Source organism: Acidovorax sp. GBBC 1281 (assembly GCF_028473645.1).
GTDB lineage: Bacteria > Pseudomonadota > Gammaproteobacteria > Burkholderiales > Burkholderiaceae_C > Paracidovorax.
The window spans coordinates 2,936,552-2,960,141 of record NZ_CP097269.1 but is presented as its reverse complement, the minus strand read 5'-3'; the positions used below and the strand labels follow the sequence as shown (position 1 = coordinate 2,960,141).

The following is a 23,590-nucleotide window of genomic DNA, read 5'->3' as shown; positions in this document are numbered from 1 at the left end:
ATGCCCTAGTGTTGATTGTGCTGGTGGCCCGAAACACTAAAAAGGCGTGGGGCACGAAAACGCCATGGGCTGCCCGGTGCGCGGATGCGTGAACGCCACCTGGCGCGCATGCAGCAGCAGGCGCGGCGCGCGTGCCTGCACCGCCGCGGGCGCGTACAGCGCATCGCCCAGGATCGGGTGGCCGATGGCCGCCAGGTGGACGCGTAACTGGTGGGTGCGGCCGGTCACCGGCTGCAGTTCGACGCGGGTGCTGTGGGCGGCGGTGTCATGGGCGATCACGCGCCAGTGGGTCAGGCTGGGCTTGCCCTGTGCGGCGTCGATCACGCGCAGCGGGCGGCGCTCCCAGTCGGCGGCGATCGGCAGGTCGATGGCCTGCCAGCCGCCGGCGGTCCCATCGGCGGCGGGCGGTGCGGGCGCGGGGCCCTGCACCACGGCCTCGTAGCGCTTGTCCACCTGCCGTGCGGCGAAGGCGTCGCCCAGCGTGCGCTGGGCCGTCGCATGCCGCGCCATGAGCACGATGCCGGAGGTCGCCTGGTCCAGCCGGTGCACCACCAGGGCGTCCGGCCAGTGCTGCAGCGCACGGGCGCTCAGGCAGTCCTGCTTGTCGGGGCCGCGCCCCGGCACGCACAGCAGGCCCGAGGGCTTGGCCAGCACCAGCAGGTCGTCGTCGGCGTACAGGCAACCGGGCGGCGGTGCGGCTTCCCCGGCGCCTGGCGCCGCCTCAGTGGCGTCCGCCATCGGCCGGGTCATCGGGGCCCTTGGCCGTGCCATGCACCAGCTGGTGCACGGTGGCGCAAAGCTCTTCCACGTCGTTGGGCTTGTGAATGAGGGCGCTGGCGCCTTCGGCCAGGGCCGATTGTTCGATCTCCGCGGTGACGTGGCCCGAGGCCAGGGCCACCGGCAGGTCAGGGCGGATGCGCTTGGCCTCGCGCACCAGGTCCACGCCGCAGTAGCCGGGCATGTTGTAGTCGGTCACCAGCAGGTCGTAGTTGCGCGGGTCGGCGCGCAGGGCTTCGGTGGCTTCGTGCGGATCGGTGAACCCGGTCACCTGGTAGCCGCGGCGGCGCAGCAGGCGCCGCACGAGGAAGACCAGTGCCTCGTCGTCGTCCACGTACATCACGTGGCGCATGCGCTCGTCGGCGCTCTGCACGGGCGGCGGGGCGGCGGGCTGGGGGGCGTGCGGCGGCGCGCTCGGTGCCGAATCCGGCGCCACGGGGAAGTACAGCGTGAAGCGGCTGCCTTCGCCGGGAGCGCTGTGCACGTCCACCGCGCCGCCGTGCGTGCGCATCACGCCGTGCACCACGGCCAGGCCCAGGCCGGTGCCCTGGCCCACGGGCTTGGTGGTGAAGAAGGGCTCGAAGATGCGTTGCTGCGTGGCCGCGTCGATGCCCGGGCCGTTGTCCACCACGGTGAGCGCCACGTACTCGCCCAGGGGCAGGCCCAGGCGCTCGCACAGCCGCAAGTCGGGCTCCAGGGCCGAGGCCTCCATGCTGACGATGCCGCGCGCCTCGCCGATCGCATGGATGGCGTTGGTGCACAGGTTGAGCAGCGCCTGCTCGACCTGGGTGGCGTCGGCCAGCACGGGCGGCAGCCCCGCATCCAGGCGCATGCGCAGCTCGATGGCGGGCGGCAGGGTCACGCGCAGCAGCCGCTCGGTGTCGTGCATGGCGTCGTGCACGCTCACGGCGGTGCGCTGCGGCGGCTCGTTGCGGCTGAAGGTGAGGATCTGGCGCACCAGATCGCGCGCGCGCCGGCCGGCCTTGTCGATCTCGCGCAGGCTCTCCAGCACGGGCGAGGCGGCATCGCAGTCGGCCTTGGCCAGCTCGACGTTGCCCAGGATGGCGCTCAGGATGTTGTTGAAGTCGTGCGCGATGCCACCGGCCATGGTGCCTACGGCCTGCATCTTGTGCGACTCGCGCAGCTGCGCTTCCAGCTCGCTGCGGTGGGCCTCGGCCTTCTTGCGGCCGGTGAGGTCGCGCGCGAAGACGGTGGTGGTCTCGCCCTCGGCATGGCGCTCGAACGACATGCTCACCTCCACCGCCAGCTCCTTGCCGCTGGCGGTGCAGGCCACCATCTCGCCCAGCACGGCCTGCGTGGTGAGCTGCGCGAACGCCAGCGCCTGCGCCGCATCGGGCAGGAAGCGGTCGAGCCGGCTGCCCATGGCGTCGGCCGTGGCGCACTGGAACAGCGCCGCGGCCGTGGGGTTGAAGACAGTGATGCGCTGGTGCTGGTCCACGCACAGGATGGCATCGAGGGCGGAGTTGATCACCGCCTCCAGCCGCCGCTCGCTGGCGTGCAGCTGGGCATTGCGCTCCTGCAGGGCCTGGGCGCTTTGCTGCAGCGCCTGGCGCTCGGTGAGCAACGGTCCCTGGTCGATCACGGCGCACAGGAATTGCAGCACCGGCGGGCCGCTTTCCTGGGGCGCCTCGATGCGGGCGATGTGCAGGTCGCCGGTGATGGTGCCGCCCGAGCCCACGGGAAACACCACTTCGGTCGCCTCGCTGTGGCCGAGTTCGCGCGCCTGCGCGAAGGCCTCGCGCACGCGTTCGGCATCGGCCGCGCTCACGAACGGCATGAGCGAGGTGACGGGGCGGTCGGCCTCGGTGGGCTGGAAGGAGCGGTGCGCCATGGAATTGGCCTGCACCACGATATCGTGCTCGTCGAGCACCATGAGCGACAGCGGCACGCTGGCGAAAAGCGTCTCGAAGCGCTCGGAAGCGCTTTCCGCCGCGGCCTGGCTGTAGCGCAGCACCTTGTTCTGCACTTCCAGCTCGGCCTGGTAGGCGCGCAATTCGCCGATCAGCGCGGCCACGGGGCCCTCGGCACGGCTCGCGGGCGCGCGGCGCTCGGGCGGAACGGGCGCGGGCGGGTTCTCCGAACCCGGGGGCAGGAGCAGGGAAAGATCAGGACGGCTCATGGGCGAGGCAGCGACGGCAGGCAGAGCGGCAGCGGCGCCAGCGCCGCACGGAAGGGGCTCAGTGTACGCCCGCCCCTGGGTGACGGCCAGCCGCAGGCCTGCTGCGGGAAGTGCCTTTCACGCGGCGGCGCGCGAAGCCCTTTCCGGCCATCGGCAAGCGTCCACCGGGCCGGTGAACGCCACGCCGCGGTTCAGCGCGGCACGGTGCCTGGCGCGTCGTTCACCTGCCGCAGCGGCGTGAGCAGGAAGGCCAGCGCTGCCACCGCCACCAGCGCGCCGCCGCAGGCCGCGAACAGCTGGGCCAGCGTGATGCCCTTCATGACCCAGCCCGTGGCGGCGGCGGAGATTGGCGCCAGCCCCATGAAGATGAACATGAACAGCGCCATCGCCCGGCCGATGAGTGCCGGCGGCACCCGCTGCTGGATCCACGTGAAGATGCGCACCTGCATGAAGCCGCCCAGCACGCCGATGGCCAGCATGAGCGCAACCCCTTGCCAGAGGGCGCCGATCACGCCCATGGGCATGAAGAGCAGGCCGATGGTGGCGTCGAACGCCAGCAGCGTCATCCCCAGGCTGCCCCAGCGCAGGCGCGGCAGCATGCCCGAGGCCACCATGCCCGCGAGCGTGCCGGCACCGTGGGCGCCCACCAGCGTGCCGAACGCGGCGGCGCCCAGGTGGGGCAGGCTGCTCGCCAGCACCGGCATGGCGATGTGCAGCGGCCCCATGATGAGGATGGCCACGGCGCTCCAGTAGAGAAAGCAGGTGCGCAATTCGCGGTCGCGCCAGAAGTGCGCCAGGCCCTGCGCCACCGAAGCCAGCACCGCCGGTGAAGCCGTGCCCGGCGTGGCCGGTGGGGTGGAGGCGGTGGGGCCGTCGGTGCGGCCGGAGGGGGCCTGCGCCGCAGCCAGCAGACGCACCTTCGACAGGGTCCAGGCCGACACGCCGAAGCTGAGCGCATCGAGCCCGAAGGCAATGCCGATGCCCGTCGCGTTGGCCATGGCGCCGGTGCCGGCGCCGTCCGTACGGTTGCCGTCTCCGAACAGGGCGATCAGCAGGCCCGCCAGCAATGGCCCCAGGAACATCGTGAGCTGCCGGATGCCCATGCTGATGCCGTTGGCCGCCTACAACTGCGTGCGCGGCACCACGTGCGGCAGCATGGCCGTGCCGGCCGGGATGCTGAAGGCGGTGGCCAAGCCGATGGCCAGCGACAGGGCATAGACCATCCACAGCGTGAGCGCACCCGCCAGCACCAGCCCGCTGAGCACGCCCAGCAAGGCCAGGTTGGCGTATTTGGTGCGCATCAGCACCTGCTTGGGCGAGTGGCGGTCCACGAGGGCACCGCCGATGAGGATGAACAGCGCGCGCGGCACGCTAATGAGGGCCAGCACCGTCCCGAGCACCAGCGTGTCGCCGGTCATCTGCAGCACGAGCCAGGGCAGGGCGATGAGCGTGAACTGGTCGCCCAGCAGGGTGAGGGCCGTGCCGCTGACCATCCAGCGGAAGTTGGAGTCCTGCAGCAATGCGGCGCGAGGGTGGTGGGGCGAAGGGGTCATGGGTCGGTCCGTTGACTGCGCAGGGGCAGCGATGGGGGCCGACTGTGAAGTCTCACGTAGCGTGAGGGTCAAGCTTTTTTCAGGGCGATGGCGCGGCGACCGGCAGGCGTGGCACGGCGTGCAGGTAGTGGCGCACGGGCTCGCTCAAGGGGGAGCCGGCGCGCAGCAGGGGCTCGCTGGCCGATGCGCGCATCAGCTTGGCGCGCAGCCCGGCGTCGTTGCGGCAAAGGGTGGCGAACAGTGTGTCCCAGTGCGCAGCGGCATCCCTCGCCTGGGGATGGCCCGGGGGAATGCCCTGGTCCAGCAACTGCTGTACTTCCTGCTCCAGCTGCTGCCATTGCGTGTGGTGTACCTGGCCCAGCCGGCGCAGGTCGTCACGGTCCAGGTAGCGTAGCAGCAGGTCCATGCGCAACTGGATGGCGCCTTCGATGTACCGGATCATGTCGCCCGGCGGCGCATGGTTGCGGCCCTGGGTGCTGGGCTCGGTGCGGAACATGTGGCCCCAGCGTTCCAGCAGGTCCATGTCGCCGTCCATCCAGTGCAGCATCAGCGCCATCCATCGGTAGGCCAGCGCCTGGACCGCGGGCGCATCGATCGGCAGGCCCTCGTCCATGGCCTGGCACACCCGGTCCCTGACGACCAGCCAGTCCGCTTCGATGCGGTGCCAATGGGAGAAGATGTGCTTGAGCTCGGCCGCGCTGAAGTACTTGCCGTAGGTGGCCATGAGCGCCAGCGCCTGCAGCCAGTCGCCCATGTCGGGCTCGGCGCCGGCCTCCAGCCCGTCGCGCAGCAGCGACAGGCGGCCGCGCAGCTCGGTGGCCTGCGCGATCTGCTGGTCCAGCGCACGGATCTGCTGCCCGATGATCTGCTCGGGCGCCATGCCGTCGCCCGCCAGCAGGGCCGCGATGTCGCTGAGCGGCAGGCCCATCTGGCGCAGCGTCTGGATGCCGTGCAGCCGCTGCACGTCGGACGGGCTGTAAAGGCGGTAACCCGCCTCGGACCGGCCCGAGGGCTTGAGCAAACCCACCTCGTCATAATGGTGCAGCGTGCGCACCGTGAGGCCGGTGCGCCGGGCCAGCTCGCCGACCTGGAGCAGCATGGGTGGCGGGCCCCCGGCCGGTCAGCGGACCGAGATCAGTTCGATTTCGAAGTTCAGCGTGGCGTTGGGGGGAATGACGCCGCCCGCGCCGCGCTCGCCGTAGGCGATGGCCGGCGGGCAGGTCAGCTTGGCCTTGCCGCCCGGCTTCATGCGCTGCACGCCTTCGGTCCAGCAGGGAATGACGCGGTTGAGCGGAAACTCGGTGGGTTCGCCGCGCTTGTAGGAGCTGTCGAACTCCTTGCCGTCCGGCAGTGTGCCCTTGTAGTGCACCTTGACGGTGTCCGTGGCCTTGGGCGAGGCGCCGGTGCCTTCTTTCAGCGACTCGTACACCAGCCCGCTGGGCAGGGTGACGGGGGCGGTCTGCGCCATGGCGGCGGGAACGATCACAAGCCCGGCAAGCAGGGCGCACAAGGAATTTCGCACGAAAGCATCTCCTGAAAAAAGGTAGCCCGCGATCTTAAAGAGTCTGCCCGCGGCCCTGTAACCCCATGTTGAAGGGCCAGGCCGGCCGGGCCCATGGCGCGGCCGGCGCCCCCCTCGCCGTCACGCGTAGTCGCTCACCGGAATGCAACTGCACGACAGGTTGCGGTCGCCCCAGACGTTGTCCACGCGGCCGACCGGCGACCAGTACTTGCTGTGGCGCAAGGCGTCCACCGGAAAGGCCGCGGTCTCGCGGGCGTAGGGCCGCGTCCATTCCGGGGCGAGCAGGCTCTCGGCCGTGTGGGGTGCATGCTTGAGCGGGTTGTCGTCCTGCGGCCAGGCACCGGATTCGATCTGGCGGATCTCCTCGCGGATGGCGATCATCGCGTCGATGAAGCGGTCCAGTTCGGACAGCGTTTCGCTTTCGGTGGGCTCCACCATCAGCGTGTTGGGCACCGGGAACGACAGCGTGGGCGCATGGAAGCCGTAGTCGATCAGTCGCTTGGCCACGTCCTCGGCCATCACGCCGCTGGTTTCCTTCAGGCCCCGCAGGTCCAGGATGCACTCGTGGGCCACGTGGCCGTTGGCGCTCGCGTACAGCGTGGGGTAGTGGTCCTTCAGGCGTGCGCTGATGTAGTTGGCCGACAGGATGGCCGTCTCGGTCGCGGCCTGCAGGCCCTCGGCGCCCATCATGCGGATGTACATCCAGCTGATCGGCAGCACGGCGGCATTGCCCAGCGGGGCGGAGCTGACCGCGCCCACGCCGTTGGCGGCGGCGTTCGTGTCGGCGCCCAGGGCGCCTTGCGCGGCCGCGGTGCGGTGGCTTGGCAGGTAGGGCACCAGGTCGGCCACCACGCACACGGGGCCGACGCCGGGGCCGCCGCCGCCGTGCGGGATGCAGAAGGTCTTGTGCAGGTTCAGGTGGCTCACGTCGCCGCCGAACTCGCCGGGGGCGGCCACGCCCACCAGGGCGTTCATGTTGGCGCCGTCCACGTACACGCGCCCACCGTGCTGGTGCACCAGCGCGCACAGCTCCTTCACCTGCGTCTCGAAAACGCCGTGCGTGCTGGGGTAGGTGATCATCACGCAGGCCAGATGCGCGCTGTGCTGCTCGCACTTGGCGCGCAGGTCGGCCAGGTCCACGTTGCCGTTGGCATCGCAGGCCGTCACCACGACCTGCATGCCTACCATCTGGGCGCTGGCGGGGTTGGTGCCGTGCGCGCTGCTGGGGATCAGGCAGATGTTGCGGTGGCCCTCGCCCTGGGCCGCGTGGTAGGCCTTGATGGCCAGCAGGCCGGCGTATTCGCCCTGCGAGCCCGCGTTGGGCTGCAGGCTGATGCCGGCGTAGCCCGTGGCCTCGCACAGCCAGGCGCGCAACTGCTCGTCGAGCAGGCGATAGCCCCGTTGCTGGTCGGCCGGGGCGAAGGGGTGCACGTTGGCGAATTCGGGCCAGGTGATGGGGATCATCTCGCTGGTCGCGTTCAGCTTCATGGTGCAGCTGCCCAGCGGGATCATGCTGCGGTCCAGCGCCAGGTCCTTGTCGGACAGCTGGCGGATGTAGCGCAGCATGCCGGTCTCGGAATGGTGGGTGTTGAACACCGGGTGCGTGAGGAAGGCGCTGGTGCGGCGCAGCCCCGTGGGGATCAGCGGCTCCACGCCCTTTTCGAAGGCGGCGAAGGTGGGCAGCGCCTGGCCTTCCCGGGCAAACACCTTCCACAGCAGCTCGATGTCGGCACGCGTGGTGGTCTCGTCCAGCGAGATGCACAGGTAGTTCTCGAAATAGACGCGCAGGTTGGCGCCCAGCGAGACAGCGCGGGCCGCGATGGCTTGCGTGGCGCCTTCGGTGTGCAGCGACAGCGTGTCGAAGGCGGCCTGCGGGCGCAGCGGCGCACCCAGTTGCTCCAGCCCCTTGGCCAGGATGGCGGTGTAGGCGGCCACGCGCTGGGCGATGCGCATCAGGCCCTGGGGCCCGTGGTAAACGGCGTACATGCTGGCCACCACGGCTGGCAGCACCTGGGCCGTGCAGATGTTGGAGGTGGCCTTTTCGCGGCGGATGTGCTGCTCGCGCGTCTGCAGCGCCAGGCGGTAGGCGGGCTTGCCGTGCACGTCCACGCTCACGCCGACCAGGCGGCCGGGCAGGGAGCGCTTGTACTCGTCGCGGCAGGCCATGAAGGCGGCGTGCGGGCCGCCCGCGCCCATGGGCATGCCGAAGCGCTGCGTGGTGCCCACCACGATGTCCGCGCCCCATTCGCCGGGCGGCGTGATGAGGGTGAGGGCCAGCAGGTCGGCCGCGGCGATGAAGGCCGCGCCCTTGGCATGGGCCCGGGCGGCATCGGCCGCCAGGTCGTCGATGCGGCCGCTGGTGGCAGGGTACTGCGCCAGCACGGCGAAGTAGTCGCCGTCCAGCGCGTCATTCCACTCGGCCAGCGAGTTGGCCAGCACCACCTCGATGCCAAGCGGCGCGGCGCGCGTCTGGATCACCTCGATGGTCTGCGGGTGCGCGTCGCCGGCCACGATGAAGCGCGTGCTTTTCGATTTGACCGAGCGCTTGGCCAGCGTCATGGCCTCGGCCGCCGCGGTGGCCTCGTCCAGCATGGAGGCGTTGGCGATGGGCATGGCCGTGAGGTCGCACACCATGGTCTGGAAGTTGACCAGCGCCTCCATGCGGCCCTGCGAGATCTCGGCCTGGTACGGCGTGTAGGCCGTGTACCAGGCGGGGTTCTCCAGGATGTTGCGCAGGATGACGCCCGGCGTGTGCGTGCCGTGGTAGCCCTGGCCGATGAAGCTGCGCAGCACCTGGTTATGTGCGGCGATGGCCTTCAGCTCGGCCAGCGCCGCGGCTTCCGTGGTGGCGGGCGGCAGGTCCATGGCCCGGCTGCGCGCGATGGAGCGCGGCACGATGCCGTCCACCAGCGCGCGGCGCGAGGCCTCGCCGATGGCGGAGAGCATGTGCTGTTCGTCCGCCCCGTCGATGCCGATGTGGCGGGGCAGGAACTCGGTGGCGTTTTCAAGCGCGCCAAGCGGCAGGGCGGATTGCATCAGCATGGAAGAGGACCGTGGACGGAAAAGGAAAGGGGAAGGAAAAGGCTCAGGCGTTCTTGGCGAAATCGGTGTAGGCCGTTTCGTCCATCAGGCCGGACAACTGGGCTGGATCGGACAGCTTGACCTTGAAGAACCAGCCGGTGTTCAAGGGGTCGGAGTTGGCGAGCGACGGGTCGGCGCGCAGCGCCTCGTTCACTTCCACCACCTCGCCCGAGACGGGCATGTACACATCGGCGGCGGCCTTGACGGACTCGACCACGCCGGCCACTTCGCCCTGCGAGAAGGTCTTGCCGACTTCGGGCAGGTCCACGAACACCACGTCGCCCAGGGCATCCTGGGCATGGACGGTGATGCCGACCACGGCGGCGTTGGCATCGGCGGCGTCGATCCACTCGTGATCGCGGGAGTATTGAACGGTCATGGGGGCTCCTGAAAAATGAAGAAAAGGAATCTGGAATGTAGCGGTGGCCGCCGCCTTGGCGGTGGCCCCGGCTGCCCGCTTCAGCCGCGGTAGTAGCGGGGCGCCACGAAAGGCAGCGCGCACACCTGCATGGGCACCGGCTTGCCGCGCACGATGGCCTGCACGCGCGTGCCGATGGCGGCCAGTGCCGGGGGCACGTAGGCCATGGCGATGGGCTGGTTCACGCTCGGGCCCAGCAGGCCGCTGGTGACCTCGCCAAGGGCCTCGCCCTCGGTGCTTTGCAGCGGGGTGTGCTCGCGCACGGGCACGCGCTCCAGCGCGGTGAGGCCCACGCGCTTGCGCGTCAGGGTGGCCGGGTCGTCGATCTGCGCCAGCACCTTGGCCGCGCCGGGAAAGCCGCCGGCCCGCGCACCGCCCGTGCGGCGCACCTTCTGGATGGCCCAGTTCAGGCCGGCTTCGGGGGGCGTTGTGGTGGTGTCGATGTCGTTGCCGTACAGGCACAGGCCCGCTTCCAGGCGCAGCGAGTTGCGCGCGCCCAGGCCGATCGGCTTCACTTCGGGCTGCGCGAGCAGGGCGCGCGCCAGCGCCTCGGCCTGCGATGCGGGCACCGAGATCTCGAACCCGTCCTCGCCCGTGTACCCGCTGCGGGTGACGAAGGCATCGCAGCCCGCAATCTCGTAGCGCCCGCCGGTCATGAAGACGAGCTGCTCGATGCCGGGCGCCAGCCGCGACAGCGCCGCAACGGCCTGCGGTCCCTGCAGCGCCAGCAGCGCATGGTCGGGCATGGGGACGACCTCGCAGCGCTGGCCGATGCGGGCCTGGATGTGCGCGATGTCGCCGGCCTTGCAGGCGCCGTTCACGATCACGAAGATGTCGCCCTCGCCCTGCTTGATGAACATCAGGTCGTCGATGATGCCGCCCTCGTCGTTCAGCAGCAGGCCGTAGCGCTGCTTGCCCACGGGCAGGTCGATCACGTCCACGGGAATGAGGGATTCGAAGGCGGCCGCGGCATCGCTGCCCACCAGGCGCAACTGGCCCATGTGCGACACGTCGAACAGGCCGGCGGCCTGGCGCGTGTGCAGATGCTCCGCCATCAGGCCGGCGGGGTACTGCACGGGCATGGAATAGCCGGCGAACGGCACCATGCGGGCCCCGAGTTCGAGGTGCAGGGCGTTCAGCGGGGTGGTGAGCAGGGCAGCGTCGGCGGCGGACATGGCAATCTCCAGCAAGGGCAAATGGGAACGCGGCCCCATGGCCACGCCTTTGCCCCGCTGTCCGCTTTACCTGAGAGATTCACCCACGTGCCAAGGCGGCGCGGGGCTTGCTCCTTCGGTGGGCCCGCGCACGTGGCGGACCTCTCTCCAGCAAGGGGAACGCCCGCATCCCTGCGGGCGCTTTGCCAGTCCTTTTGCCTGAGCGTTCGGGGTCACCCTGCGCCTTCGGCGGCGCCGGCATTCCCGGTGACGGGGCGGCGCTCTCTCCTGACCGGGCGGATTCTAACTGCAGCGCCGGTGCGCGCCGGGCGATCCGACCGCGGTGTGCGCGGGGGCTTGCCGTGTTCGAGAAAGCCAATGCCCTGCAAAAAAGCCAAGTGCCCCGGCGAACGGTAATCCGCCGGGGCCCTGCCTGTTTCGTGCGCCCCGGTAAGGGCGCCTTGATGGATGAAGTGTGCCGTGCGCTCGCTGGATGGATTTTCTGAATTTCTTCAAAAATGATCTTTATGCAGAAAATTCTTCTGAAATATGGAAATCGGAAGAATAATGCGGTGCATGGACCGCCTCGACAGAAAAATCCTCTCCGTCCTGCAGGCCGACGCCCGCGCCAGCCTGCAGGAGATCGGCAACGCCGTGGGCCTGAGCCCGTCGCCCTGCTGGGGCCGCATCAAGAAGATGGAGGAGGCGGGCGTGATCGAGGGCTACACCGTGCGCCTGAACCCCAAGGCGCTCGATCTGAACGACACGGTCCTGGTCCAGGTCACGCTCGACAGCCATTCGGACAACACGCTGGAGAAGTTCGGCGAAACCCTGGCCAGCATTCCCGAGGTCATCGAGGCGCACCTGGTGTCGGGCGACTACGACTACCTGCTGCGCGTCGTGGTCAAGGACACGCGCGATTACGAGCGGCTGCTGCGCGAGAAGCTCTACAAGATCAAGGGCATTCGCCACAGCCGGTCGAGCTTCGTGCTGCGCACGCTCAAGCGGGCCGACCTGCCCTTGTTCGCACAGTGACGGTTAAGGGGCTGTGCGGGGCTCCAGCGCGCTACGGCCAGCGGATTTTGCTGAAAAGTGCCACTTGCCATAGTTTTTATTGTCTTGGTTGCTATTGATTTTGTAGCAATGGGGTGAAACGTTGGCTTGACGCCGCGTCAGGCCGCGATGCGCACGGCGCCGTCCTCATCTTGCGGCACCCAGACGATGCGGTCCATGTCCACGCCCATCGCGCGTGCCTGGGCCAGCAGGCGGGGCCGCACGCCGCGGGGCAGGGTGGGGGTGCGCGAGAGGATCCACAGGTAGTCGAGGCTCGCGCCCACGACCATGGCCCAGCGGTAGTCCTCGTCCAGCGCCACCACGTGGTAGCCGCCATAGAAGGGGCCGAAGAACGAAACCTTGAGCGAGGCTTGGTCGGGGCGGCCGATGAACACCGCCCGGCCGCGCGATTCGCGCCAGCGCTTGCGGGCCGGATCGAACCCGCGGTTGAGCACCTGCACCGATCCGTCCGGCCCCCGGCTGTAGTGGGCGCTGGTCTGGACCAGGCCCTTTTCGAAGCGGTGGTCGATTCGGGCCAACTCGTACCAGTGCCCGGCATAGCGGTCCACGTTGAAATCCTCCACCACCTCGACGCCCCGCGGGGCCCGCACGGATGCGCTGGCCGAGAATGCCAGCGCTGCCCCCACGGCGGCTGCGCCCACGGCCAAGGGCCAGAGCGGGCGACGGTGGGTGCGGTAGCGTGGGGCGGGGGAACGGGCCATGGGGTCTCCTGCTTCGATGGCGTGGTGGGTTTTGATGCTGCGCTGCAGTGCGCGGCGCGGAAAGGCCAGACAGTCTCGCCGGCAGGGCAGGGCGACCCTGTAGGCGCGTTCCTGCAAAGGCCGTCGGAATCGCCACGAAAAAGGGCCTGCAAAGCAGGCCCTTCGGGTCGCCCTGGCGAGGGCGGGGGAGGCATCACATGCCGGAGTAGTTCGGGCCGCCGCCCCCTTCGGGCGTGACCCAGACGATGTTCTGCGTCGGGTCCTTGATGTCGCAGGTCTTGCAGTGCACGCAGTTCTGCGCGTTGATCTGCAGCCGCTGGGCATCGCCCCCCTTGGCCTCGTCGGGCACGAACTCGTACACGGCGGCGGGGCAGTAGCGCGCCTCGGGGCCGGCGTACTTGGCGAGGTTGATGTTGACCGGCACGCTCGGGTCCTTGAGCGTCAGGTGCGCCGGCTGGTTCTCGGCATGGTTGGTGTTGCTGATGAACACGCTGGACAGCCGGTCGAAGGTGAGCTTGCCGTCGGGCTTGGGATACACGATGGGCTTGCACTCGGCCGCGGGCTTCAGGTAAGCGTGGTCGGGCTTGTCGCGGTGCAGCGTCCAGGGAATGTTGCCCTTGAGCACGAATTGCTCGATGCTGTTCATGAGCGTGGCGGTGGCCAGGCCCTTCTTGAACCACGCCTTGAAGTTGCGCGCCTTGTTCAGCTCGGCGTAGAGCCAGCTCTTTTCGAACGCCTCGGGGTAGGCCGTGAGTTCGTCGTGCTGGCGCCCCGCGTGCACCGCGTCGTAGGCCGCCTCGGCCGCCAGCATGCCGGTCTTGATGGCCGCGTGGCTGCCTTTGATGCGGCTCACGTTGAGGTAGCCCGCCTCGCAGCCCACCAGCGCGCCGCCCGGGAACACCGTCTTGGGCAGCGACAGCAGGCCGCCGGCCGTGATGGCGCGTGCGCCGTAGCCGATGCGCTTGGCCGGCTTGATGCCCTTGGCCTCGTCGCCTTCCAGGTAGTAGCGGATGTTGGGGTGGGTCTTCCAGCGCTGGAATTCCTCGAACGGGCTGAGGTAGGGATTGGAGTAGTCCAGCCCGGTGATGAAGCCCAGCGTGACCTTGTTGTCCTCGGCGTGGTACAGGAACGCGCCGCCGTAGGTGTCGCTGTCCATGGGCCAGCCGGCCGTGTGCATGACGAAGCCGGGCTGGTGGCGCTTGGGGTCGATTTCCCAGAGCTCCTTCACGCCGATGCCATAGGCCTGCGGGTCGCGCCCCTGGTCCAGCTTGAAGCGGCTGATGAGCTGGCGGCCCAGGTGGCCGCGCGCGCCCTCGGCGAAGATCGTGTACTTGGCGTGCAGTTCCATGCCCAACTGGAAGTCGGCGGTGGGCTCGCCTTCCTTGCTCACGCCCAGGTTGCCGGTGGCCACGCCCTTGACCGAGCCGTCTTCGTTGTAGAGCACTTCGGCGGCCGGAAAGCCGGGGAAGATCTCCACGCTCAGGTTCTCGGCCTGGGTGGTGAGCCAGCGCACCACGTTGCCCAGGCTCACGATGTAGTTGCCGTGGTTCTGAAAGCACTGCGGCAGCAGGAAATTGGGGGTACGCCAGGACGACTTTTCGCCCAGGAAGATCATGGCGTCGTCGGTGACGGGCTGGTTGAGCGGCGCGCCCAGTTCCTTCCAGTTGGGGATCAGCTCGGTCAGCGCCTTCGGGTCCATGATGGCGCCCGACAGGATGTGCGCGCCGGTCTCGGAGCCCTTTTCCAGCACCACGACCGAGATGTCCTGGCCTTTTTCGGTGGCGAGTTGCTTGAGCCGGATGGCGGTGGACAGGCCGCCGGGGCCGCCGCCGACGACCACCACGTCGTACTCCATGGCTTCGCGGGGGCCGTGTTGGGCGAGGATTTCTTCTGGGGTCATGGGTGTCTCGTGGTGGTTTGATAATGGGTGATCCGCCGCGGGCGACTGGCCTGCGCGCAGTCCGTCGGTCGGACAGATTGTATTCACGGAAAACCGACAATCGAACGATCGTTCTATTTTCTGACAAGAGAGACATCCCATGGCTTACAGCATCGATTTGGAAGGGCGCGTCGCCTTCGTGACCGGGGCATCGAGCGGGCTCGGCGCGCAGTTCGCCCGCACGCTGGCCGCCGCAGGGGCCGGCGTGGTGCTGGCCAGCCGGCGCGTGGAAAAGCTCAAGGAGCTGCGCGCGCGCATCGAAGGCGAGGGCGGCGACGCCCATGTGATCGAACTGGACGTGACCGACCACGACTCCATCAAGGCGGCCGTGGCCCATGCCGAGACGGAGATGGGCTCCATCGACATCCTGGTCAACAACTCGGGCGTCTCCACCACCCAGCGCCTGCAGGACGTGGAGCCCGAGGATTTCGACTTCATCTTCGACACCAACGTGAAGGGCGCCTTCTTCGTGGCGCAGGAGGTCGGCAAGCGCATGCTGGCGCGCTCGCGCGGGGCGGCGCCGGGCAGCTTCACCGGCGGGCGCATCATCAACATCGCCTCGATGGCAGGCCTCAAGGTGCTGCCGCAGATCGGCGCGTACTGCATGAGCAAGGCGGCCGTGGTGCACATGACGCGGGCCATGGCGCTCGAATGGGGCCGCTTCGGCATCACGGTGAACGCCCTGTGCCCGGGCTACATCGACACCGAGATCAACCACCACCACTGGCAGACCGAGCAGGGCCGCAAGCTCCTGGACATGCTCCCGCGCAAGCGCGTGGGCCAGCCCAAGGACCTGGACGCGCTCATCGTCATGCTGGCCAGCGACCAGAGCCACTTCGTGAACGGCGCGGTGATCGCCGCCGACGACGGTTTCGCGGTCTGACCGCCGGCCGATGCTGACTGGAATCCTGGCAGGGCTCGCCGCGGGCGCGCTCTGGGGGCTGGTGTTCGTCGCGCCACGCATGGCGGCCGGGTTCGCGTCGGTGGACCTCACCGCCGGCCGTTTTGTGGCCTATGGCGCCATGGCCGTGGGCATGCTGCTGTGGGGCCTGCGCCCGGGCACGCGCCCGGCGGTGCGCTGGCCCACCGCCCGCCAGGCCGGGGCCGCCCTGGGCCTGAGCGTGCTGGGGTTCACCGGCTACTACCTGCTGCTGGTGCTGGCGATCCGCGATGCGGGGGTGGAGGTGCCGGCCCTCATCATCGGCACCATTCCGGTGTGGGTGATGCTGCTGGGCAAGCCGAAGGGGCTGCGCTGGGCGGCCCTGGTGCCGGGGCTGGCCCTGACCCTGGCGGGCCTGGCGCTGATGGCGTTCGCGCCGCACGGCGAGGGTGGATCGCCGGCGGCGGGCGGCGGTGCGTATTGGTGGCGCGGCATCGGCATCGTGCTGGTGGCGCTGGTCTTCTGGACCGCGTTCGCCATCCTCAATTCGGCCTGGGTGCAGCGCCACCCCGAGGTGGGCGCGACGCAATGGGCCAACTGGCTGGGCGTGGCCACGGGTTTGGGTGGATTGCTGCTGTGGGGGGTGAAGGGCTTTGTTGCACAAACCGAATCGAGCGCGTTATGACCCCAGCCCCAGGCGCACTCATGCCACAGCCGCCACCGCGACGGTTTCAGGCCGTCCAAGCTGGCTGAACCGGTTCAGCAGCGCAACTCGGACATGCAGCTCAACCACCTGACGCTCAAACGTTCGTGCCATGACCCGCTCGCCCAAGCGCTTGAAGCAGTGCATCTTGGTCATTTGCGCCAGCAACTGCGGCAGCATGGGCGCATCTCCAATGGCGTTGCTGGTGACCTCGATGGCCCGGATCTCCAGTGTCTGAGCATCGATGCCCAAATGAACCTTACGCCATTCGCGCCGGTATTCGGCCCCGTGCCTTTTGCGCTTGCATTCACCTTCTCCCAGGAACTTAATGCCTGTGCTGTCCACCAGCAGGTGCAGCGGTGAGCTCCTCGGCTGGTAGTTCAGTTGGACTTGCAGATCCTTTTGGCGCCGACAGACCGTGCTGAAGTCAGGGACCGGCCAGTTCACCCCAGCCAGCTTGAGCAGGCTTTGGACCATGCCAAGCGCTTGGCGAAGGGGCTGACCAAACAGGCACTTGATGCTCAGACAGAACTGGATCGCGGCATCCGAGAACGTTTGGTTGCGACCGCGTTTGCCTTTGGGCTCAGCCAGCCACTGCATCCCCCTATCCAGCCACATCGTCAGCGATCCACGGGCCTTCAATGCCGCGTTGTACTGTGCCCAGTTTGTCGTGCGGTAGCGGGTCCGCATCTTCTTGCCTTCACTCATCTGGTCAGACTACCAGCGAGCTGCATCGCTTTGTGCAACAAAGCCTTGCGCATCCCAATCGGCATGGCGAAAGGGCGCCCTCCCAAAACATTGCTGGGTAGACTGATTAATAAATAGTTAATCAAAAAGGGGGTGGTGATGGCAGCACAATCGTGGCAGCGGGAGGTTTCCGAATGTTTCTCCAATGAAACCTGCAAGAACAGAATCTTCAGCAAAATCAAGTCCGCGGCGACGGAATTGGGTTTCGAAGGCTTTGTTGCACAAAGCGATGCAGCTCGCTGGTAGTCTGACCAGATGAGTGAAGGCAAGAAGATGCGGACCCGCTACCGCACGACAAACTGGGCACAGTACAACGCGGCATTGAAGGCCCGTGGATCGCTGACGATGTGGCTGGATAGGGGGATGCAGTGGCTGGCTGAGCCCAAAGGCAAACGCGGTCGCAACCAAACGTTCTCGGATGCCGCGATCCAGTTCTGTCTGAGCATCAAGTGCCTGTTTGGTCAGCCCCTTCGCCAAGCGCTTGGCATGGTCCAAAGCCTGCTCAAGCTGGCTGGGGTGAACTGGCCGGTCCCTGACTTCAGCACGGTCTGTCGGCGCCAAAAGGATCTGCAAGTCCAACTGAACTACCAGCCGAGGAGCTCACCGCTGCACCTGCTGGTGGACAGCACAGGCATTAAGTTCCTGGGAGAAGGTGAATGCAAGCGCAAAAGGCACGGGGCCGAATACCGGCGCGAATGGCGTAAGGTTCATTTGGGCATCGATGCTCAGACACTGGAGATCCGGGCCATCGAGGTCACCAGCAACGCCATTGGAGATGCGCCCATGCTGCCGCAGTTGCTGGCGCAAATGACCAAGATGCACTGCTTCAAGCGCTTGGGCGAGCGGGTCATGGCACGAACGTTTGAGCGTCAGGTGGTTGAGCTGCATGTCCGAGTTGCGCTGCTGAACCGGTTCAGCCAGCTTGGACGGCCTGAAACCGTCGCGGTGGCGGCTGTGGCATGAGTGCGCCTGGGGCTGGGGTCATAACGCGCTCGATTCGGTTTGTGCAACAAAGCCATGCGTCACCCACCAGACCGCACCCATCCAGAATAAGAAGTAGGTCACGCCCGCCAACGCGATGGAAGCGCCTGAAGGCCAATCCAGCTTTGCAGCGAAAGCCAAAGGAACGACCAGGATGGCGGCCAACAGCGTGCCTTTGTTCTGGGGATCCAAACCACCCGATGTCACCCAAAGCGCCACGAAGGTCGAGGCGCACGCCAAGACGAGCGCAATGGCTATCCGTACCCAGAACGGGGCGGTGATTGGTTTGCAACGGACGACACCCATTTGCCACATCCAGATTCAAGATTCAAAGGAAGCCCAACTGTGGCACACGAACGGCGGCTTGTGGCCGGATGGCTGCCTGCCGTGACCCGCTGCTTCCAGCGTTGCCCGGACGACTTGCTGCGCGCTGATTCATTCCTCCACTGGCGCTCGGGGATTTTCAGGTTGTTCGAAACACTGATTTTAAGTACAGTCTTTCAAATTCTCTCCCATCCTTCGTGGCGCTCTGACGACCTGGGCGGCGCATGAAGCCAGCTCGGCGCCAGACACCCCACCGTACCTCGGCCAACCCAGGCCATGCACGGGCCAAAGCACGTTTTCCACTCCACCGTGAAGCCAACCGTCCCGCCCCATGGCTTCGCATCCATCGCCCGCCGCCTCACACCTGCCAAGGGGTACGCACGCTGGCCATGCAACCCTTTCAGGAGGCAAAGCAATGCGAGTCAAATTCATGGGATTCCGGTTTGTCCTTAGAGCGTGTTATGAACTTCCCGCCGCAGCTAGCCCCCGTGCAGCGGCGGGCAACATGAGCACTGCAAACACCAGAAAATGCAGCCCGCCGAGCACTTGCGGCAACCGCTCATAGTCCCGGGAGAGCCTGCGGAACCTCGCCAGCCAACCAAAGCTTCGCTCCACCACCCAGCGCCGCGGCAGCAGTACAAAGCCTTTCTTCGCCTCGGGCAGCTTCACGATCTGCAGATCGATGCCGTTGTCCTGCGCCGCCTTGGATGCCGCCTTACCCGTGTAGCCTTGGTCTGCCCAGGCCCGTTGCACCGTATGGCCAGTGGCCTGCTGCACGTCCTCGCACAACTGGTGCACCTGAGCGCGCTCTTGCTCGTCGGCCGGCGTGACATGTACCGCCAGGAGATGGCCCAGCGTGTCCACGGCCATGTGCACCTTGCTGCCTCGCTTGCGTTTGTAGCCGTCATAGCCTGCACGTGGGCCACTCTCGCAACTCGATTGCAGCGTTCGCCCGTCCATCACCACGGCGCTGGGCTGGCCCTGGCGCCCTTGGGCCACGCGGATGATGGAGCGCAGATCAGAGACCATGGCCTCGAAGCAGCCCGCATCCAGCCACCGCCGGCTCTGCTGGTAAACCGCTTCCCAGGGCGGCAGATCGTTGGGCAGCATCCGCCAGGGCGCTCCCGCGCGCACCAGCCAGCGCAGCGCGTTGAAGACTTCTCGCAGATCATGCTCGCGCTGGGGCGCGTGCTGGTCCATCAGGGTCAGGTAAGGCGCAGCGAAGCTCCATTCTTCATCGCTGACGTCTGTTGGGTAGGGCTTGCGGGGCATCTGCAAACTCTACCCTTGGCTTCGCTCTCACGGAGCAAAGTTCATAACACGCTCTAAACCGCAGGGCCCCCTGTCGCTGGAGACATTCGCCCAGGCCCTATCCGCCCGGGGCTACGATCCCAGCGCGCCCGCGGATGGGCAGCGCCTGTTCTTCCTGAACGATTCGGCGGACCCCGACTACCACGTGGGCGTGGTCATCACCGTCAAGGACCACAAGACCTATTGCGAACTGGTGCGCGCGCCCACCAACATCCTGGTGCGTGTGGCGCAGGTGCGCCGCGATGCCAGTCTGATGGATTTCAACTTCTTCGTGCTGCACAAGCGCACGGGGGCGGGCATGTACCAGTACTACCACCACTCCTGCAGCGTGAGCACCTTCTGCCACCTGGCCGGCACCCATTTCAACCAGTACAAGGAGCTGGCGATCGCCGAGAAAATCGCGGCGGCTGGTGGCAGTGAGTTGACCGAGGCACGGCGCGTCAAAATCCGACGCGAGCACAATGCCCGCTTCTCCTGGGAAGTGCTGGTGCGGCAAGAGGCGCTGCAGTCCATGATCGAAGAACTGGAGAAGGTGAAGAGTTTCGAATACGTGGTCGCCACGCCCGAGGTGCCGCAGGCGCGTTCAAGGCCCATACGGCCTACATCAAGAACCGCGCGAGCAAGATCACTTTCGTGGCGGGCACGCCCGGCAGAATGCTGGCGGCGGCCATCCAGGCGTGTGTAAGGGCGGAGCGCCCCCAGCGCGGCCGCATCGAAGGGGTGGATGCCCATGGCGTCGAGAAAGTGATTTCCATCTTGGACAACCCGGAAAATTTCGGCGAATACGACTACGACCAACTGGCCTCCAGGCTCGACCAGTTGGACGTGACGCGCTTTTCCACCGCCTGGGTGGTCGAGGAGTTGCTGCGGCAGTGCCGCGAGCACCGCCACATTTTCGAGATGCCGATGCGATGAGGCGGTATGTGCTCCAGGCGTTGCTGTTCTCGGCCGCCGTGGTGGCCGGTGTGGTCTATGGGGTGCCCGACGCCGATGGGGCCATGCAGTTCTATGGCGAGAAAATCCGCGCCAGCCTGTTCACGGGCCTGCTCACCACGGGTAGCTTCTTGCTGTCGCTCAAGATCTTCATCGTGGTCAAGTTCAAGGAGACGGTGTTCGACACGCCGGGCTACCGCGAGCTGTTCGCGCAGCTGAAAAAGATCGACCCGCGCATCCGGCGCTATGCGCAGGTCCGCAATGTGAGCAACCTGATTTTTGCGTCCATCGTCTCGGCGCTCATCGGGGCCGCGGCACAGGTCACGCTGGGGCTGTTGGACGTTTTTGCCTGCTTTCTGGCCTGCGTGGCCATCGCCGCGTTCGCGGGGGCCATGCTCTTCCAGACGCTGTGGCTGGTGCACGCGATCATCTCGGACTGGCTCGACCGCACCGAGGACCTGTAACGGCCGTCTGAAGTCTCCCAGCAGCCACGGAGCGTGCCTGGCGGCGCACATCGCCCGGCGCCGGGGCGCCCACGGTGACCGCGATGCCGCAAAATGCCAGCCACTGGCGCCCATTCGTCCGTCCTGGCCGACCGATGCGATGGATTGCCTGCCTGTCTGCTTGCCCGCTGCCTGCCTGCCATGATCGAAAAACACTACCTCACCCCGCTCTTCGCCCCCAGCTCCATCGTGGTGCTGGCCGGCCGGGCCGATGCGCCCGAGTCGCTCACGCCGTGCGCCCGCGCACTGCACACCGCGCTGAGGGCGCAGCGCTTCACCGGAACGCTGCAGTTCCTGGACATCCACACCAGCGGCACGCTGGCCGATCTGGCGCAGACACGCGCGGACCTGGCCCTGATCGCGCTGCCGCCCGAGGATGTGGTGGCGGCGCTGGAGGTGGCGGGGCGCATCGGCTGCCGCGCCGCGCTGGTGATGTCGCACGGCATGGACGCGGACCAGGCGGCGCGGCTCAAGCACATCGCCCGGCGCGAGGGCATGCACCTGCTGGGCCCCAACTCGCTGGGCCTGCAGCGCCCGCACCTGCAGCTCAATGCCAGCGCGGCCGGCCCGCTGGCGCGGGAGGGGTCGCTGGCGCTGGTGTGCCAGTCGGGAGCGCTCACCGCGTCCATCCTGGACTGGGGCACCAAGAACGCGGTGGGCTTTTCCACGGTGGTGTCGCTGGGGCCGAACACTGACGTGGACATCGCCCAGGTGCTGGACTTTCTGGCCAACGACGCGCGCACGCAGAGCATCGTGGTGTACATGGAAGGCATCTCCAGCGCGCGCCGCTTCATGAGCGCGCTGCGCTCGGCGGCCAATGCCAAGCCGGTGGTGGTGCTAAAGGCCGGGCGCAAGCCGGCGGGCAACGAGGCGGCGCACACGCACAGCGGCGCCATCGTGGGCAGCGACGACGTGTTCGACGCGGCCCTGCGCCGCGCGGGCGCGGTGCGGGTGAGGTCGTTCGTGGAGCTGTTCTCCGCCGCCAAGTGCCTGGCCTCGCGCTACCGGCCGGTGGGCCGACGGCTGACCATCGTCACCAATGGCGGCGGGCCGGGCGTGCTGGCAGCCGACTGGGTGAACGAGATCCTGCTGCAGTTGGGCCGGCTGTCACCGGCCTCAGCCGAGGCGCTGGCCCCGCAGTTGCCACCGCTGGCATCCCTGGCCGATCTGATCGACGTGTCGGAAGAGGCGGGGCCGGAGCACTTCCAGCGCGCGGTCGAGGCGGCCGAGAAGGACCGCCAGATCGACGGCGTGCTCGCCATCTATTCGCCCAAGCCGGGCACCGATGCCGCCGCGGTCGCCACCGCGCTGGCCGAGACCAAGCGCCTGATGGGCAAGCCGCTGCTGGCGTGCTGGATGGGCGATGCCTCGGTGGGCCCGGCGCGCGAGGTGCTGCGCGCGGCCGCCATTCCCAGCTTCCGCACGCCCGAGGCGGCGGTGGGGGCCTTCGGCAACATCGCTTCGTTCTACCAGAACCAGCAGTTGCTGCAGCAGACGCCGCCGCCGCTCACCTCGCTGGCCAAGCCCGACATCGAGGGCGCGCGGCTGATGATCGAGAGCGTGCTGGCCGAGCGCCGGCACGTGCTGACCGAGATGGAGTCCAAGACGCTGCTGGCCGCGTTCAACGTTCCGGTCACCAAGACGCTGCTGGCGCGCAGCGCGCACGAGGCGATGATGATCGCCACGCAGTTGGGCTTTCCGGTGGCGCTCAAGATCGATTCGCCCGACGTGAGCCACAAGTCCGATGTGGGCGGCGTGGCGCTCAACATCCACACCGGCGCGGCGGCGCGCGATGCCTATACCGATATGGTGCAGCGCGTGGCCCGCCTGCAGCCGGGCGCGCGCATCCAGGGCGTGACGGTGCAGAAGATGGCGCGCGCCCGGCGCGGGCGCGAGATCTGCATCGGCCTGGTGACGGACGACCCGTTCGGCCCGGTGATCACCTTCGGCGCGGGCGGCACGATGATCGAGCTGATCGACGACCGTGCCATGGAGCTGCCGCCGCTCAACCAGTTCCTGGCGCGCCGGCTCATCGAACGCTCGCGCGTGGCCGAAACGCTGGGCGAGTGGCGCGGAGCCAGCGCGGCCAACCGCGAAGCGCTGGAGCAGGTGCTGCTGCGCGTGTCCGAAATGGTGTGTGCGCTGCCCCAATTGCGCGAGATGGACATCAACCCGCTGATCGTCGACGAGCAGGGCGCCGTCGCCGTGGACGCCCGCATCGTGGTCGGCCACGCCGCGCAGTCCATGGGCGGGCGCAGCGAGCATTACAGCCACCTGTCCATCCTGCCGTACCCGGCGCGCTACGAGCAGGTGTGGCCCCTGCGCGGCGGCGGCGAATACCTGGTGCGCCCGGTGCGGCCCGACGACGCGCAGATGCTGCAAAAGCTGGTCAAGGAGCTGTCGCCCGAGAGCCGGTACTTTCGCTTCATCTCGCAGATCGCCGAGCTGCCGGCCTCGATGCTGGCGCGCTTCACGCTCATCGACTACGACCGCGAGATGGCGCTGGTGGCGGTGTACCGCGAACGCAGCGCGGGCGAGGACGGCGAGATCATCGGAACCGAGCGCATCGTGGGCGTGTCGCGCTACGTGACCAACCCCGACCAGTCCAGCTGCGAGTTCGCGCTGGTGGTGGCCGACGACTTCAACGGCCGTGGCCTGGGATCGCGCCTGATGCTCAGCATCATGGACGTGGCCCGCGACCGCGGCCTGTCCGAGGTCGACGGGCTGGTGCTGGCCAACAACCCCAGCATGCTCAAGCTGATGCGGCGCCTGGGCTTCGAGGTGAAGGCGTACCCGGACGATCCGGATTTCAAGCTGGTGACGCACCAGCTTTGAGGCGGGCGTGTGCC

At 67.7% G+C, this 23,590-nt stretch carries 22 protein-coding genes, 1 pseudogene and 2 riboswitches; of the genes and pseudogenes, 8 read left to right on the top strand and 15 right to left on the bottom strand.

Going from position 1 to position 23,590, the window contains the following annotated elements; genetic code table 11:
• Positions 1 to 36: 36 nt before the first annotated feature.
• The 9 genes from M5C96_RS13775 to gcvT all read right to left on the bottom strand — a co-directional run bounded on the left by M5C96_RS13775 (position 37) and on the right by gcvT (position 10,666).
• Positions 37 to 738, bottom strand: coding sequence for an RluA family pseudouridine synthase (locus tag M5C96_RS13775; RefSeq protein ID WP_272563743.1), 702 nt, complete (start codon positions 736 to 738; stop codon positions 37 to 39).
• A complete protein-coding gene (locus M5C96_RS13770) occupies positions 722 to 2,917 on the bottom strand; it encodes a PAS domain-containing hybrid sensor histidine kinase/response regulator (protein WP_272563742.1) in 2,196 nt (731 codons plus the stop codon). The genes M5C96_RS13775 and M5C96_RS13770 overlap by 17 nt, the downstream gene beginning before the upstream one ends.
• 191 nt (positions 2,918 to 3,108) lie before the next feature.
• A complete protein-coding gene (locus tag M5C96_RS13765) occupies positions 3,109 to 4,020 on the bottom strand; it encodes a hypothetical protein (RefSeq protein ID WP_336297857.1) in 912 nt (303 codons plus the stop codon).
• An 18-nt stretch (positions 4,021 to 4,038) separates the two neighbouring features.
• On the bottom strand, positions 4,039 to 4,470 hold the full coding sequence (locus M5C96_RS26845; RefSeq protein WP_336297856.1) for an MFS transporter: 432 nt from the start codon (positions 4,468 to 4,470) through the stop codon (positions 4,039 to 4,041).
• Between the two features lie 79 nt (positions 4,471 to 4,549).
• Positions 4,550 to 5,569: a MerR family transcriptional regulator gene (locus tag M5C96_RS13760; protein ID WP_272563741.1), complete on the bottom strand. Its 1,020-nt coding sequence runs from the start codon at positions 5,567 to 5,569 to the stop codon at positions 4,550 to 4,552.
• Positions 5,570 to 5,590: 21 nt separating this feature from the next.
• Positions 5,591 to 5,938 carry an FKBP-type peptidyl-prolyl cis-trans isomerase gene (locus tag M5C96_RS13755; RefSeq protein WP_442867392.1) on the bottom strand — a complete coding sequence of 116 codons (348 nt, stop codon included), beginning with the start codon at positions 5,936 to 5,938 and terminating at the stop codon, positions 5,591 to 5,593.
• A 174-nt stretch (positions 5,939 to 6,112) separates the two neighbouring features.
• Complete coding sequence (gene gcvP, locus M5C96_RS13750; protein WP_272563739.1) at positions 6,113 to 9,034, bottom strand: aminomethyl-transferring glycine dehydrogenase; 2,922 nt, start codon at positions 9,032 to 9,034, stop codon at positions 6,113 to 6,115.
• Between the two features lie 43 nt (positions 9,035 to 9,077).
• The gene (gcvH, locus tag M5C96_RS13745; protein WP_272563738.1) at positions 9,078 to 9,452 is read right to left on the bottom strand and encodes a glycine cleavage system protein GcvH; all 375 of its coding nucleotides are present in this window, start codon (positions 9,450 to 9,452) and stop codon (positions 9,078 to 9,080) included.
• 80 nt (positions 9,453 to 9,532) lie between these two features.
• The gene (gcvT, locus tag M5C96_RS13740) at positions 9,533 to 10,666 is read right to left on the bottom strand and encodes a glycine cleavage system aminomethyltransferase GcvT (protein ID WP_272563737.1); all 1,134 of its coding nucleotides are present in this window, start codon (positions 10,664 to 10,666) and stop codon (positions 9,533 to 9,535) included.
• A gap of 47 nt (positions 10,667 to 10,713) precedes the next feature.
• Positions 10,714 to 10,827, bottom strand: a riboswitch (glycine riboswitch).
• Positions 10,828 to 10,850: 23 nt separating this feature from the next.
• A riboswitch (glycine riboswitch) is annotated at positions 10,851 to 10,938 on the bottom strand.
• A gap of 283 nt (positions 10,939 to 11,221) precedes the next feature.
• Between gcvT and M5C96_RS13735 the strand changes: the two genes are divergently transcribed.
• On the top strand, positions 11,222 to 11,680 hold the full coding sequence (locus M5C96_RS13735) for an Lrp/AsnC family transcriptional regulator (protein ID WP_272563736.1): 459 nt from the start codon (positions 11,222 to 11,224) through the stop codon (positions 11,678 to 11,680).
• Positions 11,681 to 11,817: 137 nt separating this feature from the next.
• On the opposite strand, the gene M5C96_RS13730 is transcribed toward M5C96_RS13735, so the two are convergent.
• Both M5C96_RS13730 and M5C96_RS13725 read right to left on the bottom strand, forming a co-directional pair.
• Positions 11,818 to 12,420 (bottom strand): lipocalin family protein, encoded by a 603-nt coding sequence (locus tag M5C96_RS13730; protein WP_272563735.1) that lies wholly within the window; start codon positions 12,418 to 12,420, stop codon positions 11,818 to 11,820.
• Between the two features lie 193 nt (positions 12,421 to 12,613).
• The gene (locus M5C96_RS13725) at positions 12,614 to 14,320 is read right to left on the bottom strand and encodes an electron transfer flavoprotein-ubiquinone oxidoreductase (RefSeq protein ID WP_272563734.1); all 1,707 of its coding nucleotides are present in this window, start codon (positions 14,318 to 14,320) and stop codon (positions 12,614 to 12,616) included.
• Between the two features lie 139 nt (positions 14,321 to 14,459).
• Between M5C96_RS13725 and M5C96_RS13720 the strand changes: the two genes are divergently transcribed.
• Both M5C96_RS13720 and M5C96_RS13715 read left to right on the top strand, forming a co-directional pair.
• Positions 14,460 to 15,242 (top strand): SDR family oxidoreductase, encoded by a 783-nt coding sequence (locus M5C96_RS13720; protein WP_272563733.1) that lies wholly within the window; start codon positions 14,460 to 14,462, stop codon positions 15,240 to 15,242.
• Positions 15,243 to 15,252: 10 nt separating this feature from the next.
• Positions 15,253 to 15,891 (top strand): annotated as a pseudogene (locus M5C96_RS13715) (EamA family transporter); the annotation flags it as partial.
• Between the two features lie 51 nt (positions 15,892 to 15,942).
• Here M5C96_RS13715 and M5C96_RS13710 read toward each other — a convergent pair.
• Together M5C96_RS13710 and M5C96_RS13705 are read right to left on the bottom strand one after the other, a co-directional pair.
• Positions 15,943 to 16,650: an IS5 family transposase gene (locus M5C96_RS13710; protein WP_272563731.1), complete on the bottom strand. Its 708-nt coding sequence runs from the start codon at positions 16,648 to 16,650 to the stop codon at positions 15,943 to 15,945.
• Positions 16,647 to 16,958, bottom strand: coding sequence for a hypothetical protein (locus M5C96_RS13705; RefSeq protein WP_272563732.1), 312 nt, complete (start codon positions 16,956 to 16,958; stop codon positions 16,647 to 16,649). The genes M5C96_RS13710 and M5C96_RS13705 overlap by 4 nt, the downstream gene beginning before the upstream one ends.
• Here M5C96_RS13705 and M5C96_RS13700 point away from each other — a divergent pair.
• Entirely contained in the window at positions 16,945 to 17,652 is a 708-nt protein-coding gene (locus tag M5C96_RS13700; protein WP_272563731.1) for an IS5 family transposase, read from the top strand. The genes M5C96_RS13705 and M5C96_RS13700 overlap by 14 nt on opposite strands.
• Positions 17,653 to 17,670: 18 nt before the next feature.
• On the opposite strand, the gene M5C96_RS13695 is transcribed toward M5C96_RS13700, so the two are convergent.
• Positions 17,671 to 17,976: a hypothetical protein gene (locus tag M5C96_RS13695; RefSeq protein WP_272563730.1), complete on the bottom strand. Its 306-nt coding sequence runs from the start codon at positions 17,974 to 17,976 to the stop codon at positions 17,671 to 17,673.
• Between the two features lie 477 nt (positions 17,977 to 18,453).
• Complete coding sequence (locus tag M5C96_RS13690; protein ID WP_272563729.1) at positions 18,454 to 19,266, bottom strand: IS5 family transposase; 813 nt, start codon at positions 19,264 to 19,266, stop codon at positions 18,454 to 18,456.
• 190 nt (positions 19,267 to 19,456) lie between these two features.
• Here M5C96_RS13690 and M5C96_RS13685 point away from each other — a divergent pair, with 190 nt between their 5' ends.
• From M5C96_RS13685 to M5C96_RS13670, 4 genes are all read left to right on the top strand, one after another.
• Positions 19,457 to 19,990 (top strand): hypothetical protein, encoded by a 534-nt coding sequence (locus M5C96_RS13685; RefSeq protein ID WP_272563728.1) that lies wholly within the window; start codon positions 19,457 to 19,459, stop codon positions 19,988 to 19,990.
• Positions 19,991 to 20,049: 59 nt separating this feature from the next.
• Positions 20,050 to 20,220 carry a hypothetical protein gene (locus M5C96_RS13680; protein ID WP_272563727.1) on the top strand — a complete coding sequence of 57 codons (171 nt, stop codon included), beginning with the start codon at positions 20,050 to 20,052 and terminating at the stop codon, positions 20,218 to 20,220.
• Between the two features lie 8 nt (positions 20,221 to 20,228).
• On the top strand, positions 20,229 to 20,702 hold the full coding sequence (locus M5C96_RS13675) for a hypothetical protein (RefSeq protein WP_272563726.1): 474 nt from the start codon (positions 20,229 to 20,231) through the stop codon (positions 20,700 to 20,702).
• 180 nt (positions 20,703 to 20,882) lie between these two features.
• Positions 20,883 to 23,576 carry a bifunctional acetate--CoA ligase family protein/GNAT family N-acetyltransferase gene (locus M5C96_RS13670; RefSeq protein WP_272563725.1) on the top strand — a complete coding sequence of 898 codons (2,694 nt, stop codon included), beginning with the start codon at positions 20,883 to 20,885 and terminating at the stop codon, positions 23,574 to 23,576.
• Positions 23,577 to 23,590 lie beyond the last annotated feature (14 nt).